The 14,325-nt window shown below is 71.2% G+C and carries 13 protein-coding genes; all 13 read right to left on the bottom strand.

Annotated features, from left to right (window positions below; all coding sequences use genetic code 11):
- Window positions 1–67: 67 nt before the first annotated feature.
- Entirely contained in the window at window positions 68–1,210 is a 1,143-nt protein-coding gene (locus AB0B45_RS34370) for a branched-chain amino acid ABC transporter substrate-binding protein (RefSeq protein ID WP_358139091.1), read from the bottom strand.
- A gap of 336 nt (window positions 1,211–1,546) precedes the next feature.
- The gene (locus AB0B45_RS34365; RefSeq protein ID WP_358139089.1) at window positions 1,547–2,548 is read right to left on the bottom strand and encodes a proline racemase family protein; all 1,002 of its coding nucleotides are present in this window, start codon (window positions 2,546–2,548) and stop codon (window positions 1,547–1,549) included.
- Between the two features lie 33 nt (window positions 2,549–2,581).
- The gene (locus AB0B45_RS34360) at window positions 2,582–3,475 is read right to left on the bottom strand and encodes a dihydrodipicolinate synthase family protein (protein ID WP_358139087.1); all 894 of its coding nucleotides are present in this window, start codon (window positions 3,473–3,475) and stop codon (window positions 2,582–2,584) included.
- The gene (locus AB0B45_RS34355) at window positions 3,459–4,832 is read right to left on the bottom strand and encodes an NAD(P)/FAD-dependent oxidoreductase (protein ID WP_358139085.1); all 1,374 of its coding nucleotides are present in this window, start codon (window positions 4,830–4,832) and stop codon (window positions 3,459–3,461) included. Before AB0B45_RS34355 ends, AB0B45_RS34360 begins: the two co-directional genes overlap by 17 nt.
- Entirely contained in the window at window positions 4,829–5,071 is a 243-nt protein-coding gene (locus AB0B45_RS34350) for a (2Fe-2S)-binding protein (RefSeq protein ID WP_358139082.1), read from the bottom strand. Before AB0B45_RS34350 ends, AB0B45_RS34355 begins: the two co-directional genes overlap by 4 nt.
- Window positions 5,068–6,198: an FAD-binding oxidoreductase gene (locus tag AB0B45_RS34345; protein ID WP_358139079.1), complete on the bottom strand. Its 1,131-nt coding sequence runs from the start codon at window positions 6,196–6,198 to the stop codon at window positions 5,068–5,070. Before AB0B45_RS34345 ends, AB0B45_RS34350 begins: the two co-directional genes overlap by 4 nt.
- Window positions 6,199–6,228: 30 nt before the next feature.
- Window positions 6,229–7,341 (bottom strand): M6 family metalloprotease domain-containing protein, encoded by a 1,113-nt coding sequence (locus tag AB0B45_RS34340; RefSeq protein ID WP_358139077.1) that lies wholly within the window; start codon window positions 7,339–7,341, stop codon window positions 6,229–6,231.
- Between the two features lie 346 nt (window positions 7,342–7,687).
- Window positions 7,688–8,884 carry an alpha/beta fold hydrolase gene (locus AB0B45_RS34335; RefSeq protein WP_358139075.1) on the bottom strand — a complete coding sequence of 399 codons (1,197 nt, stop codon included), beginning with the start codon at window positions 8,882–8,884 and terminating at the stop codon, window positions 7,688–7,690.
- Window positions 8,881–9,837 (bottom strand): ABC transporter ATP-binding protein, encoded by a 957-nt coding sequence (locus tag AB0B45_RS34330; RefSeq protein WP_358139072.1) that lies wholly within the window; start codon window positions 9,835–9,837, stop codon window positions 8,881–8,883. Before AB0B45_RS34330 ends, AB0B45_RS34335 begins: the two co-directional genes overlap by 4 nt.
- Complete coding sequence (locus AB0B45_RS34325; protein WP_358139069.1) at window positions 9,834–10,637, bottom strand: ABC transporter ATP-binding protein; 804 nt, start codon at window positions 10,635–10,637, stop codon at window positions 9,834–9,836. The genes AB0B45_RS34330 and AB0B45_RS34325 overlap by 4 nt, the downstream gene beginning before the upstream one ends.
- Window positions 10,634–11,617: an ABC transporter permease gene (locus tag AB0B45_RS34320; protein ID WP_358139067.1), complete on the bottom strand. Its 984-nt coding sequence runs from the start codon at window positions 11,615–11,617 to the stop codon at window positions 10,634–10,636. The genes AB0B45_RS34325 and AB0B45_RS34320 overlap by 4 nt, the downstream gene beginning before the upstream one ends.
- A complete protein-coding gene (locus AB0B45_RS34315) occupies window positions 11,614–12,549 on the bottom strand; it encodes an ABC transporter permease (RefSeq protein ID WP_358139064.1) in 936 nt (311 codons plus the stop codon). Before AB0B45_RS34315 ends, AB0B45_RS34320 begins: the two co-directional genes overlap by 4 nt.
- Window positions 12,550–12,599: 50 nt before the next feature.
- Window positions 12,600–14,267, bottom strand: a complete 1,668-nt coding sequence (locus AB0B45_RS34310) for an ABC transporter substrate-binding protein (RefSeq protein ID WP_358139061.1) — start codon at window positions 14,265–14,267, stop codon at window positions 12,600–12,602.
- Between the last annotated feature and the right edge of the window lie 58 nt (window positions 14,268–14,325).

Below are 14,325 nucleotides of genomic sequence, written 5' to 3'. Positions count from 1 at the left end.
GAGACCTCCTTCGTCGGTCTCATGACCCGAAGGGTGCTGTGTTTCCTGGTTCCCTCGCTGCGCTCGATCACGACAGGGCGTCCTGTAGGGCGAACTTGTCACCCTTCCACACCAGGATCTGGAAACCGCCGGTGGAAAGCGTGTGCTCGGGGGTGAACTTCAGCGGGCCGGAGAACATCGTGAAGCCGTTGATCCCCTCCAGGGCCGAGATGACCTTGGCGCCGTCGGTGGAGCCCGCCTTGGTGATCGCCTCGGCGGCCAGCCGCACGGCGTCATAGGCCTGGTTGGAGTACGGGCCGGGAGCCGAGCCGAACTTCTTGGTGTAGGAGTCGATCCAGCCCTTGGCGTTGGGCAGCGTGTCGGGGATCGGGGTCATGGTGGCGAAGACGCCGTCGGCCTCGGGACCCGCGATCTCGCCGAGCTTGGCGGAGACCGAGCCGTCGGCGACCATGATCGAGCCCTTGTACCCCGCCTGGCGCAGCTGCCTGATGATCAGGCCGCCCTCCTGGAAGTAGCCCGTCCAGTAGACGAAGTCGGGCTTCTTCTCCAGGACGTTGTGGATGTTGGCGCTGTAGTCGCTCTCCTTGGGCGTGACGGCCTCGGTGATGACCGCCTTGTCGCCCAGCATCGGCTGGGTGCGGACCGCGATGTCCTTGGAGTAGCTGGTGTTGTCGTGCATGAGCGCGACCTTGGTGGCGCCCTGCTTGGCGATCCACTTGCTGGCCGACTCGGCCTGCTGGGTGCCGGTGCCGTTGATCAGGAAGACGTGCTTGAGCTTCTGGTCGACCAGTTCCTGCGAGTTGGCCGCAGGGATGATCATCGGTATGTTCGCCTTGCCGAACACCGGCAGGGTGGGCAGCGTGGCGCCGGAGCAGTATCCGCCGATGGACACCTCGACGCCTTCGGTGACCACCTTGTTGGCGGCGGCGACGGCCGTCTGGGCGTCGCAGGCGTCGTCGGCGGCCTTGAGCTGGAGCTGCCTGCCGAGGACGCCGCCCTTGGCGTTGATCTCGTCGATGGCCAGCTGGGCCGCGTTGGTCATATAGGGGCCGATCGCGGCCTCGCTGCCCGACTGCGGGACGAGCATGCCCAGGCGGATGGGGCTCTTGGCGTCCTGCTGGGAGCCGCCCCCATCGCCAAGGAGGCCCTGTCCACAACCCGCCAGCATCATGGCGGCCGCGGCCAGGGAGACGACGTGCGTCTTGCGCATGAGACTCTCCTCACGTGAGTGATGTGTGACATCACACCGACGTGCTCAGGGACAGGTCAAGCGCCGAGACCAGACCGTTAGCGTCCTAACACGCAGGTGGAACGTCAAGATAGGCCGGGACGGGCGTCCCGGAGTTCTGTCTGATTTGCGAAGTTTCTAAGCCGGTCAAGACACCCCCATCGCCGTACGGCTGCCCGCCGTATCTGAAGGCGGCGGACGGGCTCGTCCGCCCACCGCGTTCGGAGGTGGCGGGCGGACTCTACCGCCCGCCGGGCCATGCGGTCGCACCCGGGTCCGCCCGCTCCCCCGGCGGGGAGCGGCGCGGCCTCCGGCGCGTCAGAGGATGAAGCCCTCGGGGAACGGGTCACGAGGGTCGAGAAAGTACTGCGCGGTCCCCGTGACCCACGCCCTGCCCGTGATGGTCGGCACCACGGCAGGCGACCCGCCGACGCTCGTCTCCTCCACCAGCCGCCCCACGAAGCGCGTGCCGATGAACGACTCGTTGACGAAGTCGGTGTCCATGGCCAGTTCGCCCCTGGCGTGCAGCTGGGCCATCCTGGCGCTGGTGCCGGTCCCGCACGGCGACCTGTCGAACCAGCCGGGATAGATCGCCATCGCGTGCCTGGAGTGCTCGGCCGTCGAGCCGGGCGCCGCGAAGTAGACGTGATGGCAGCCCCTGATCCGGTCGTCCTCGCGGTGCACGGGCTCGTCGGCCTCGTTGATGGCCGCCATCGTGGCCAGCCCCGCCGCCAGGATCTCGTTCTTCGCGGCCCTGTCGAAGGGCAGCTTGTAGGAGTCGAGGTCCACGATGGCGTAGAAGTTGCCGCCGTAGGCCAGGTCGTAGCGGACCTCGCCGAAGCCCGGCACCTCCACCACCGCGTCCAGCCTGTCGCTGTAGGCGGGCACGTTGCGCAGCGTCACCGACTCGGCGGCGCCGTCCTTCACGGCCACGTCCACGACGACCAGGCCGGCGGGCACCTCGAGGCGGACGGTGGTCACCGGCTCGACGACCTCCACCATCCCCGTCTCCACCAGCACGGTGGCCACGCCGATCGTGCCGTGGCCGCACATCGGCAGGTAGCCGGAGACCTCGATGAACAGCACGCCCCAGTCCGCGTCGGGCCTGGTGGGCGGCTGCAGGATGGCCCCGCTCATCGCCGAGTGGCCGCGCGGCTCGTTCATGAGCAGCTGCTTGATGTGGTCGAAGTGCTCGCGGAAGTACAGGCGGCGCTCGGCCATGCTGTTGCCGGGGATGACGCCGACGCCGCCGACGACGACCCTGGTCGGCATACCCTCGGTGTGGGAGTCGACGGCGTGGAAGACGCGCTTGGATCTCATGGTCGTCCACCCTTCCTCATCGCGTGGTCCCTCTCATCGCAGGCCTTCGGCGAGCGCCTTCTCGGTCGCGGCCCTGACGACCGCCGCCTGCTCATCGCTCAACGGCAGCCTGGGCGCCCTGCAGGGGCCGCCGTGCCGGCCCGCCACGTCCATGGACAACTTGATGGCCTGCACGAACTCGGTCTTGGAGTCCCAGCGGAGCAGCGGGTGCAGCTGGCGGTAGAGCGGCAGCGCGGTCTCCAGGTCGTGGGCCATGGCGGCGCGGTAGAGGGCGACGCTGGCGGCGGGCAGCGCGTTGGGGTATCCGGCGACCCATCCCTTCGCCCCCGCGAGCGCCAGCTCCACCACCACGTCGTCGGAGCCGATGAGCACGTCGAGCCCGGGAGCGAGCTCGGCGATCTCGTAGGCGCGCCGCACGTCGCCGGTGAACTCCTTCACACCGACGATCAGGCCCTCGCCGAACAGCCTCGCCAGCACCGCGGGCGTGAGGTCGACCTTGGTGTCGTAGGGGTTGTTGTAGGCGACGATCGGCAGGCCCGCCTTGGCGACCTCGGTGTAGTGGTCGATGACGATCCGCTCGTCGGCCCGGTAGGCGTTGGGCGGCAGCAGCATGACGCTCTCACAGCCGGCGTCGCGTGCCTGCTCGGCCCAGCGGCGCGACTCGGCGGCGCCGTACGCGGCGATGCCCGGCATCACGTTGCGGCCGCCGATGGCCGCCACGGCGGTCTCGACGGCCTTGGCACGTTCCTCTGCCGAGAGCGTCTGGTACTCGCCGAGCGAGCCGTTGACGGCCACGCCGTCACAGCCCTCCTCGACCAGCCATCGGCAGTGCTCGGCGAATCCGTCGAAGTCCACCGACAGGTCCTCGCGCAGCGGGAGGGCCGTCGCGACCATGATCCCGTGCCACGGCTCAACGCGGTTGCTCATCTTCAATCCTCTCAAGACAGCCGAGGGTGATCGGCTGGGCAATGGGACGGCGGGGGGCTGGGGTGGTCGGCTCGCCCGACAGGCAGGAGACGGCGTAGCCGCAGATCCGGCCCTGGCACCAGCCCATTCCCGGGCGGGCGAGCAGCTTGACCGACCGCGCGTCGGTCGCGCCCAGCGCCAGGGCCTCGCGGACCCTGGCCATGGGCACCTCCTCGCAGCGGCAGATGAGGGTGTCGTCGGCCAGCCAGTCCTGCCAGCCGGGTTTGACGGGATAGGCCTGCTGGAGCGCGTCGGCGAAGGCCCGCAGGCGTTCGGCGCGTCTCAGCAGCACCCCTGGCGCGTGGTCGGTGGAGCCGCCGGGGAAGGCGAGGTCGTGGGCGATGGTGAGGCCGGCGACGCGGCCCTCCAGCTCCGACAGGGCGGCGCCGCCGACCCCTGTCGGCTCGCCGGCCGCGTAGACGCGGGCGACGGTGGTGCGCTGGGCCGCGTCGACCGCCACGACCGCGCTGCCGTCGGGCGAGTGACCCGTGGCGCAGCCCAGTTGGACGGCCAGCTCGATCTGCGGGACGAAGCCGTAGCCCGCCGCGACCGCGTCGCACTCCACGGTGCGCGTCGACAGGATCTTCCACGCGGGGTCCAGGCGGGCCACGGTCACGTGCGTGACCGCGGTGGTGCCGTGCGCGGCGACCACCGCGTGACGGGTCCTGTACGGCACGCGCCGCCTGGCCAGCGCGGCCCCGTACCCCACGGCCTCGCCCGTCTTGCCTGCGGCGAGGAGCGGATGCCTGGCCAGCCCGAACAGGCCGTTGGCCTCGTAGACGCCCGCGACCGAGGCGCCCGCTCCCGCCAGCCCGGCGGCGACGGGCAACAGGAAGGGCCCGGTGCCGGAGACGACCACGCGCCGTCCCGCCAGCACGCCGTTGCCCTTGAGCAGGGCCTGCGCGCCGCCGGCCGTGAAGACGCCCGGCAGATCCCAGCCGGGGAACGGCAGCGGCCTGTCGTGCGCTCCCGTGGCGATGAGCAGGGCGCGGCCGGTGATGGCGACGGGCCGCTCGTCCCGCCCCTCCACGCAGTGGACGGTGAAGGACCCGTCGTCGTCCTGCTCGACGGCCCACACCTTGTGGCCGAGCAGCACGTCGGCCCTGGACTCCATGGCGCGGCACTGCCGTACGAACCGGTCGGCGCCCTGGCCGGACGGCTGCCCGCCGGCCTGGTGGCGGAAGTACTGGCCGCCCAGGCGCGAGCCCGCGTCGACCAGTGCCACGCGCGCGCCGGTCTGGGCCGCGCTCAGCGCGCCCGCGACGCCCGCGGGGCCGCCGCCGATCACCACGACGTCGTAGTCCGTCTCGGGGGTCATGAGGTCGTCACCTCGTCTCCTGGCATGGCCTCGACCAGGCAGGCCCGCTGGGAGTCGCGCCCGTTGACGGTGACGAGGCAGTCGAAGCACACCCCGATCCCGCAGAACAGGCCGCGCGGACGGCCGCCGTGCCTGGTGGTGCGCCACGAGGTGATTCCCGCCGCGTGCAGGGCGGCGCCGACGGACTGCCCGGGGGTGACCGTCACCCGCCTGCCGTCCACGGTGATCTCGAAGCTCACGCGAACCTCCCTGGGCTGAACGGGGCGAGGTCGAGGTCGGTGCGGTCCCCCGCCAGCACCTGGGCGAGCAGGTGTCCTGTGGCGGGCGCCAGGCCGATGCCCGCGCCCTCGTGCCCGCAGGCGTGCAGCAGGCCGGGCACGCGCGGGTCCTCGCCGATGACGGGCAGGTGGTCGGGGCAGTACGGCCTGAAGCCGCAGTAGGACCTGATCACCCGCTTGTCCCTCAGCACGGGGAAGAGCGCGGTCGCCTGGGCGGCAAGCCTGCGCAGCACGGGGATCGAGGTGGTGCGGTCGAAGCCGACGCGCTCCCTGCTGGCCCCGATGAGCACGCTGCCGGCGGGCGTGCCCTCGACCACGGCGGAGGTCTCCAGGTCGGCAGAGTCGCTCGCGACGTTCGTCACGTAGGCGGCGGTGTAGACCTTGTGCCTGATCAGCGGCTCGGCGAGCGGTTCGGTGACGAGGATGAAGCCACGCCTGGGCAGGACGGGCAGCTCGACGCCCGCCATGGCGGCGATCTCCCCGCCCCACGTGCCCGCCGCGTTGACCACCGCGCCGCCGATGATGTCACCGTGGTCGGTGCGCACGCCCGTGACCCTGTCGCCTTCGCGGAGGAAGCCGGTGACGCTGACGCCCGTCCGCAGGCGCAGCGTCCCGCGGCCGAAGCTCTCCGCGCCGTGCCTGATGAGCTGGGCGGCGGCCAGCATGGGCTGCACTTGGGCGTCCTGCGGGTAGAAGACGCCCCCCGCGAGGTCCGCGGCCAGGTGCGGCTCGTAGTCGCGCAGCGCGCCGCCGGGGACCACGGCGTGCTCCACGCCCTGCTTGCCGGCCAGCGCGACCAGCTGCCGCTGGATCTCCTCGGTCTCGGCGACGACGAGGCCGCCCTTGGGCTCGAACTCGAACCCGCCGTCCCCGGCCAGCTCCCGCCACAGGCGGTTGGACAGCAGGGCCAGGTCGAGTTCGGGTCCCGGCTCCTTGTCGGAGACCAGGACGTTGCCTTCGCCCGCACCCGTGGTGCCGCCCGCTACGGGGCCGCGGTCGAGGACGGTAACGTCCATGCCCGCGGCGGCCGCGTAGTAGGCGCACGCGGCGCCGACGACGCCGGCGCCGATGACGATCACGTCGGACATCGTCCGCTCTCACCTCCGAACAGTAATATGTCACATATTCAGCTGTTTGTGAACCTCGACCGACTGGCCTCGCACGGTGATGCTCACCCCGTCGGCGGTGAAGCGCCCGCCATCGGGGTAGGCCGCGTCGTCCAGCGCGTGACAGCCCGCGCTCGGTACGCCCGGCCTGGCGTCCATCACGCGCACCGGGCCCTCTCCCGTCGCCGTCGACGAGTCGACCTTGTAGATCACTACCCCGCCCGAGCAGGAGCTCCCCTTGCGGTACTCGACGGCGTAGGCGGTGGTCTCGCCGGTCCTGACCACGACGAGCTTGCGCCCGCCGCGCTCCTCGACCGGCGTGAGGCGGTGGACGCCGCGGGTCGCGCAGCTCACCTGCGCGTCGGAGATCCAGCCGAGCTTCCACGCGTGCCAGGCGAAAGGCTCGGGCGAAGGACCGCCGATCAGGCCCATGACGTCCCAGCCGCCGACGAAGCGGTGATAGTCGGGCCCCGAGAAGGCGTAGAGGTCCGGCAGGCCGAAGGCGTGCCCTGTCTCGTGCGCGAGCACCTTGTAGCCCCACCTCCACATGTCCTGCCCGAACGTCACACCCCACCGCACCGGCGCCCCGTCGGCCACCACTCCAGGGTCGGCCGGATCCCATAGGTAGGTCGGCGAGAAGGTGATCGCCGACGCCTGCCTGTTCGGGACGATGTAGACGATGTCGTAGCGCGAGAAGTCGACCTCGGCGTCGGCGGCGGCGACCGCCTGCCCGACGTAGCGCTGGTGCTGCTCGTAGGTGATGCCCCTGTCGAATCCGTAGGTGGTGCTGTCCTGCGGCATCCGCAGCCAGCGGCGCACGGGCGTCACCGTGAGGCGCGCCCTGCCGTTGGAGACCTTCGACAGGTACGGCCCGGCGGGCGCCAGCGCGTCGTAGTACTCCTGCGTCGACTCCGAAGCGGGAGCGTCGGGGAAGTCGACGAACAGCATCACGGCTCTGATCCTGCCGGTCGCGCGCAGGAACTGGACGGGGTCGGTGTCATGCCCCTCGTCTGTCCACCCCGTGCGCCCCGGCAGCGCGCACCCGGCGGGACCGTCGGCATGGGCGGGCGTGGGGACGGCCACCAGGGCGAGCATGACGACCATCAGGGCCAGCAGGCGGTTCATCGGTGACTCCCGAATAGACCCCCGGGCTTCAGCCCTAGGGAGGCGTCGGGAGCGCGGGAGGGCCGTCAAGGCCCGAGCGGTGCGGCGACCTTTCCTGTTCCGCATCACAGCGACCCCTCTCTTGGTATGGTTCAGGTGTTCGGACGGGCTGGTGATAACCAAGCTGGCCTGTCCGGGCCTACCGCCGGGCTGGCGGGATGTGAAGCCTGTGGAGGCCACGTAGGACCGGTCGCCCACCTTCGGGTGTGTGTGAGCAGTCGCCTGTGAAGCAGGAAGATCCAATCCGTGAGGCTTGGAATCCCCCGGATTCATCCGTGGGGAGGATGTCAAGAGCGGTCCTTTCCTTTCACAGGGCGAGGTTCATCAGGCGGTCGAGCACACGCTCTCCCGAGGCGGTCAGACCGTCGTGCTGCCATTCGTTGGTCACCCAGACCCGCACGTTGCCCACGGTCTCGGCGGTCTCCAGGGACAGCCCCGCGTCGACGTACATGTCGTCGTGGTAGACCACCGCGGCGACGGGGACGCGGTTGGCCGCCAGCCGTTCGGCGTCGTAGAGCGGGGGCCAGTCGTCGATCGCGGCCAGTTCGTGGGCGGCGCGGGCGTAGGGGCGCAGCGAGCGGATCTCGTCGAACATCCAGGGGTAGATCATCTCGCCGGTGAACAGCAGCGAGTCGGCGGCGGGCGCGAAGCTGGGGTGGTCGGCCAGGGCGCGCTCGGCGGCCCAGGCGGTGGGCTTGCCGCCCTGGCCGTAGATGCTCTCCTGCATGAGCGCGAAGAGCGGGTTGGCGGTGAACGAGGTGGCCCGCATCACCTGGTCGAGGAAGTCGTCGGACAGGCGCTCGCCGTCCTCGATGAGCCAGTGCAGCCGCTCGAACCCCGCCCCCATGCCGAGCCCGAGGCCGAGGGTTCTGAAGCGGTGCGGGGTGAGCCTGTCACCGTCGGGCAGCAGCACCTCCCGCGCGCTCAGGCGGTCGAGGATGGCGCGGACCCGCTCGGCGTCGGCGGGATGGCGGCGGTAGAACTGCCTCGTCCTGGACAGGACGCGGGGGTAGGTGCGGGCGTAGACGTCGTCCGCCGTCGCGCTCACGCTCGGCAGCCCGCCCGCCACGTAACAGGCCTTCAGCGCCTCCGGCGCCATGGACAGGTAGGTCAGCGTGACGAATCCGCCGTAGCTCTGGCCCAGCGTCTCCCATCGCTCCACACCCATGGCACGTCTGATGTGCTCGCAGTCCCGCACGATCGCGTCGGCCCTCAGCCTGGAGAAGTAGCGGGCGTCGCGACTCGCGAGGTCGGCCGGCGCGCTCCTGCCCGTACCCCGCTGGTCGAGCAGCAGCACCCGGTGGGTCTTGAGCGCGCGGGCCAGCCAGCCGTCGGCGGCGAGCGGACGCGGCGACCTGCCGCCCGGGCCACCCTGCAGGTAGACCAGCCATGGCAGGCCCTCGCCGCCCGGCGCGCGGGCCTCCCTCGCGAACACCTCGATCCGCTCGCCGCCGGGATCGTCGTGGTCGAGGGGCACGTCGAAGAGGTGGTCGATGAGGATCAAGCGGTTCCCTCCAGCGGGTAGTGGCAGGCGACGCGGCCGTCGAGCACCGGCTTCTCCGCCGCGCAGCGCTCGCGGGCGCGAGGGCAGCGCGTGCGGAACGGGCAGCCGCCCGGTGGGTCGGCGGGGCTGGGCAGGTCCCCCTTGAGCAGCACGCGGGGCCTGGCGCGTTCGACACGAGGATCGGGAATCGGCACCGCAGACAGCAGGGCCGCGGTGTAGGGGTGGGCGGGGCCCGCGAACAGCTCGTCCCGCTCGGCGATCTCGACGATCGTGCCGAGGTACATCACCGCGATCCTGGTGCACACCTGGCGGACGGCGCCGAGGTCGTGCGCGATGAAGACGTAGCTGAGCCGGTAGTCCTCCTGCAGGTCGCGTAGCAGGTTGAGGATCTGCGCCTGCACCGAGACGTCCAGCGCGGAGACGGGCTCGTCGCAGACCACCAGCTTGGGCCGCAGGGCCAGGGCCCTGGCGATGCCGACGCGCTGGGCCTGTCCACCGGAGAACTGGTGCGGCAGCCGCTCGGCGTGCTCGGCGCGCAGGCCGACGCGTTCCAGCAGCTCGGCGATCTCCCCGTCGGCGGGGCGCAGCCCCTGGTAGCGGAAGGCCGCCTCGATGATCTGACCCGCGGTCTTGCGCGGGTTCAGCGAGGAGAACGGATCCTGGAAGATCATCTGAAGGTCGCGGCGGATCGGGCGCAGCCCCTCCTCGTCGAGCGCGGTCAGGTCGTGACCGTCGAACGACACGCGCCCCTGCGTGGGGGTGGACAGGCGGGTGACCAGGCGAGCGGTCGTCGACTTGCCACAGCCCGACTCCCCCACCAGGCCGAGCGTCTCGCCCTGCCGTACGTGGAAGGACACCCCGTCGACGGCGGTCAGGTGGCCGGTGACGCGGCGGGTCAGCGCATGGCGTAGGGGGAAGCGCTTGACCAGGCCTGCGACCTCGAGCAGCGTCATGAGTCCTCCACGGGAAGGCGGTCGGGGACGGGCCGGTCGACGCGCGGAACGGCGGCCAGCAGCCGCCTGGTGTACGGCTCGCGCGGCCGGTCGAACAGCTCCATGACCTCGCCGCGCTCGACCTCGCGCCCCTCGCGCATGACGAGCACCTCGTCGGCCATCCCCGCCACCACCCCGAGGTCATGGGTGATGAGCAGCACGGCGGTGCCGTACTCCGTGCGCAGCTCGTCGAGCAGCGCGAGGATCTGTGCCTGCACGGTCACGTCGAGCGCGGTGGTCGGCTCGTCGGCGATGATCAGCTCGGGTTCCAGGCAGAGCGCCATGGCGATCATCACCCGCTGCCGCATCCCACCGGAGAACTGGTGGGGGTAGTCGCGGGCGCGCCGCTCCGCCTCGGGGATCCCGACGCGTTCCAGCATGCGCACCACGACCGCCCGGGCGGCCGCGCGGCCCGCTCGGCGGTGCGCCTTGTAGGCCTCGGCGATCTGGAACCCGACCGGGTAGTAGGGGTTCAGCGACGACAGCGGGTCCTGGAAGATCATGGCGAGCCTGTCGCCCCTGAGCCTGCGCACCGCCTTCGGCCGGCCGGCCAGCAGGTCCTGGCCGTCGAACCTGATCCCGCCCTCGGTCTCCGCGTCGCGCAGCAGGCCCATGACGGCCAGGCTGGTCACCGACTTTCCGCAACCCGACTCGCCGACCAGGCCGAGCACGCGTCCCTTGTCGAGGTCGAACGACAGGCCGTCCACGGCGGTGACGCCGGGGAAGCGCACGGTCAGGGCCTCCACTTCGAGCAGGCTCATGCCGCCCCCAGCCTGATCCTGGGGTCGAGCACCGCGTAGAGGAGATCGACCACGACGTTGGCCACGACGATGAACCCCGCGGCGAACAGCGTCACGCCGATGATCACCGGCTGGTCGGAGCTGTTGATCGCGTCGGCGGCGAGCTTGCCGACGCCCGGCAGGCCGAACACCGACTCGGTGATGAGCGCGCCGCCGAGCAGGGCGCCGAGATCCATGCCGAACACCGTCACGATCGGCGTGAGCGCCGGGCGCAGGGCGTGCCTGCGGACCACCGTCGCCTCGGGCAGTCCCTTGGCGCGTGCCGTACGGACGAAGTTCTGGCCGAGCGCGCCGATCACCTCGGTCCTCGACAGACGGGCGTACATGCCCGCGTACAGCGCGGCCAGCGCCACCCATGGCATGAGCATCGACTGCAGCCAGACGACCGGGTCTTCCAGCAGGCCGACCGCGCGCGGGTAGGGCAGCACGCCGAGCACCACGACCAGCACGTACTGCAGGACGAGCGCGGTCAGGTAGATGGGCACCGAGATGCCGCCGAGCGCGGCGGCCATCGCCGCCCTGTCCCACCACGAGCCCTTCGTGAGCGCGGCGAGCACGCCCGCGGACACGCCTGTCAGCAGCCACAGGGCCGCGGCGCCGACCGCGATCGAGGCGCTCACCGGCAGGCGGCTGACCAGCAGTTCCTGGACCGGCACGTTGGTCTGGAAGCTGAAGCCCAGGCAGGGGAAGGGACACTGGACGCCGCCGTAGCTGCGCCCTGCGACGATGCCCTCCAGGTAGCGAGCGAACTGCTCGGGGACGGGCCGGTCGAGTCCGAGCTGGCCGCGGATCTCCTCGATCCGCTCGGGCGTGCACGCCTTGCCGCAGGCCTTCTGGGCCGGATCGTCGGGCGCCAGGTAGAAGATCGCGAAGGTCAGCGCGCAGACGACCAGCAGGATCGCGGCCGCCGCGGCCAGCCGCTTGACCAGGTAGACGATCACAGGGCATCCCCCACGAGGTTGAACGCCAGCACGGCCGCCAGCAGGAACAGGCCGGGGACCAGGAAGTAGACCGGGTCGGCGGCGTACCAGGGCACGGCCGAGGCGATCATCTGCCCCCACGAGGGCGTCGGCGGGCGGACCCCGACCCCGAGGAAGGACAGGCCCGCCTCCGTGGCGATGTAACCGGGGATCGACAGGGTGGCCACCACCATGACGGGCGCCCTGAGGTTGGGCAGGATCTCGCGGAAGAGGATCTGCCTCCTGGAGGCGCCGAGGACCCTGGCCGCCTCGACGAACTCCCTGCCTGCCAGCGCCATCGCCTGCCCCCGCACGATCCTGCCGACGTACGGCCAGCCGAACAGGCCGAGCACGGCGACCAGCATCAGCTCGCGGTTGCCGTCGGGAGCGACGGACATGAGGGCGATCATGAAGATGAGGCTGGGGAAGGACATGAGCAGGTCCATGAGGCGGCCGATCGCCATGTCGGTCCAGCCGCCGGTGAATCCCGCGACGAGGCCGAGCACGGTGCCGATGGCCGTGGACAGCAGCGTGGCCAGCAGGGAGATGAGCAGGGAGACGCGCGCGCCCCAGACGACGCGGGCGAGGACGTCGCGCCCGCTGCCGGGCTCCACGCCCAGCGGATGCTCGGCGCTGATGCCACCCCAGCCGCCCCTCGGCAGGCCGCCCATGGCCGGGTCGACGGCCTCGGGGTGGAAGGCGTAGGGCGACTGCCCGGTGAGCGCGGTGACCAGCGGCGCGGCCAGCGCCATGGTCACCAGCACGGCGATCACCACGGCTCCCGCCAGCGCGGGTCTGTTTCCCGCGAACCGCCCGGCGAACGCCCGCGCTCGCGCGCTTCGGCCGCGCGCGCCCCGATCCGCCGCGTCCTTCCCTTCGGGGACCACCGCGCGGGCCGGCTCGGGGACGGGCACCGTCTCTGGATCCGCCGTCTCTGGAGGGGGCGTCGCGCGTGGGGCGGGCCTCATCGGGCGGCCTTCAGTCCGATGGTGGCCAGGTCGACTCTGCCCACGTACCCGACGTGCCCGTAGGCCCCGACGACGTTGGGCCCGACGAGGACCGCCGCCTTGTCCCAGAGGAACGGCACGACCGGCGCGTCCGCCATGATCCGCGTCGCCAGCTCGCCGTAGGCCGTGGCCGCCAGCGCGGGGTCGGGCATCGCGGCGATCTCGTCGAAGCGGGCGTTGACCTCCTTGAGGTCGTACCGCGCCCTGTTCTGGTTGCCCTGTTTGACGATCATCCGGCCGTCGAGGATGTTCGGCAGGAAGGTGGAGGCGCCCGTCCAGTCGGGCGTCCAGCCGTCGATCACCACGTCGTGCTGCTGCGACAGGGTGCCGACCGTGCTCCAGTACGCCGACCCGCTGATCTCGTTGATCTTCACCCTGAAGCCCGCTCTGCCGAGCGAGGCCTGGATGGCCTCGGCCTGCGCCTTGCCGCCTGGCGTGGCCGGCGCGTCGAGCGTGAGGTCCACTCCGCCCGCGTAGCCGGCCGACGCCAGGAGCGTCTTGGCCTTGGCGAGGTCGGCGGGGTAGGGGTCCTCGTCGCGGTGGCCGGGGACGGAGGGCCCGAGGATGGTGGTGGCCACGTCGCCCGCGATCGGGCCGCCCCTGGTCGTGCGCAGCGCCTCCTTGTCCAGTGCGTGCGCGAGCGCCTGCCGTACGCGGACGTCCGACAGCGGCTTCCTGCCGGTGTTGAGCGACAGGAAGCGGGTGTTGGTCGACTCGCCGATGACCAGGCGCCCCTTCAGCGCGGGGTCGCCGAGCACCCGCGCCACCGAGGCGGCGCTGATTGGCTCGAACTGCACCGCGTCGGCGTCGGCGCCCTGGGCCGCGATCATCCGCTGGTCGACGACGGCTGGATCGAGGTTGAGATCGATCACGATCCGGTCGGGCGCGCCCGTTCGCACCGTGTCGGTGGCGGCGTCCCAGTGGGTGTTGCGGACCAACTCGACGCGCTTCTTCGGCTCGAAGGCCGCGATCTTGTAGGGGCCCGAGGAGAAGGGCCTGTTGTCGTAGGCGACCCCCGCCTCCTTGTCCTTGGGCACAGGGGCGAACATCGGCAGTGACACCGCCGAGCCGAAGTCGGCGACCGGCCTGTTGAGCCTGAAGACGATCGTCCGGTCGTCGGGGGTCTGGATGGAGTCGAGCTCCTCGCCCTTCAGCGGGCCCTTGTAGTCCTCGCCGCCCTCCAGCCAGATCCGCCCGTAGGGCGGCCCTTCGGGGAGCTCGGGGGCGAAGGTCCGCTCGACGCCGTACTTGATGTCCTTGCTGGTGATGGGACGGCCGTCCTCGAACTTCACTCCTGGCTTGAGGGTGAAGGTCCACGTCTTGGCGCCGTCCGATGACCGGCCGAGATCGGTGGCCAGGTCGGGCACGATCACCGCGCCCTTCGCGCCCGGCGCGCCCGTGTAGGTGGTGAGCGTGCGATAGATCAGCCGCCCGACATCCTGCGCGGAGGTGACGTAGTTGCGGGCGGGGTCGAGATGCTCCAGGTCGATGCTGGACAGCACGTGAAGGGTGCGGCCGCCGGTCGGCCCGGCGCCTGGGGCGCCCGGCCCGCCGCAGGCGGTCACGCCCACGACCAGCAGCGCCACGGTGAGCAGCTTCCTGTCCACTTCGCTCCTCACTGCCATGTGAAATGGCATATCTGGTTATGGATCCCCGAGGTGGCTCGATGGTGGTGCAGGCCAT

The organism is Nonomuraea sp. NPDC049152 (genome assembly GCF_040648355.1).
Lineage (GTDB): Bacteria > Actinomycetota > Actinomycetes > Streptosporangiales > Streptosporangiaceae > Nonomuraea.
The sequence above is the reverse complement of the archived record's forward strand: the minus strand, read 5'-3'. Positions and strand labels throughout refer to the sequence as shown.

Bases quoted from the DNA above. Each gene is read 5' to 3' on its own strand.
- AB0B45_RS34370 (WP_358139091.1), bottom strand. From the start codon at position 1,210: ATGCGCAAGACGCACGTCGTCTCCCTGGCCGCGGCCGCCATGATGCTG.
- AB0B45_RS34365 (WP_358139089.1), bottom strand. From the start codon at position 2,548: ATGAGATCCAAGCGCGTCTTCCACGCCGTCGACTCCCACACCGAGGGT.
- AB0B45_RS34360 (WP_358139087.1), bottom strand. From the start codon at position 3,475: ATGAGCAACCGCGTTGAGCCGTGGCACGGGATCATGGTCGCGACGGCC.
- AB0B45_RS34355 (WP_358139085.1), bottom strand. From the start codon at position 4,832: ATGACCCCCGAGACGGACTACGACGTCGTGGTGATCGGCGGCGGCCCC.
- AB0B45_RS34345 (WP_358139079.1), bottom strand. From the start codon at position 6,198: ATGTCCGACGTGATCGTCATCGGCGCCGGCGTCGTCGGCGCCGCGTGC.
- AB0B45_RS34340 (WP_358139077.1), bottom strand. From the start codon at position 7,341: ATGAACCGCCTGCTGGCCCTGATGGTCGTCATGCTCGCCCTGGTGGCC.
- AB0B45_RS34330 (WP_358139072.1), bottom strand. From the start codon at position 9,837: ATGACGCTGCTCGAGGTCGCAGGCCTGGTCAAGCGCTTCCCCCTACGC.
- AB0B45_RS34325 (WP_358139069.1), bottom strand. From the start codon at position 10,637: ATGAGCCTGCTCGAAGTGGAGGCCCTGACCGTGCGCTTCCCCGGCGTC.
- AB0B45_RS34310 (WP_358139061.1), bottom strand. From the start codon at position 14,267: ATGGCAGTGAGGAGCGAAGTGGACAGGAAGCTGCTCACCGTGGCGCTG.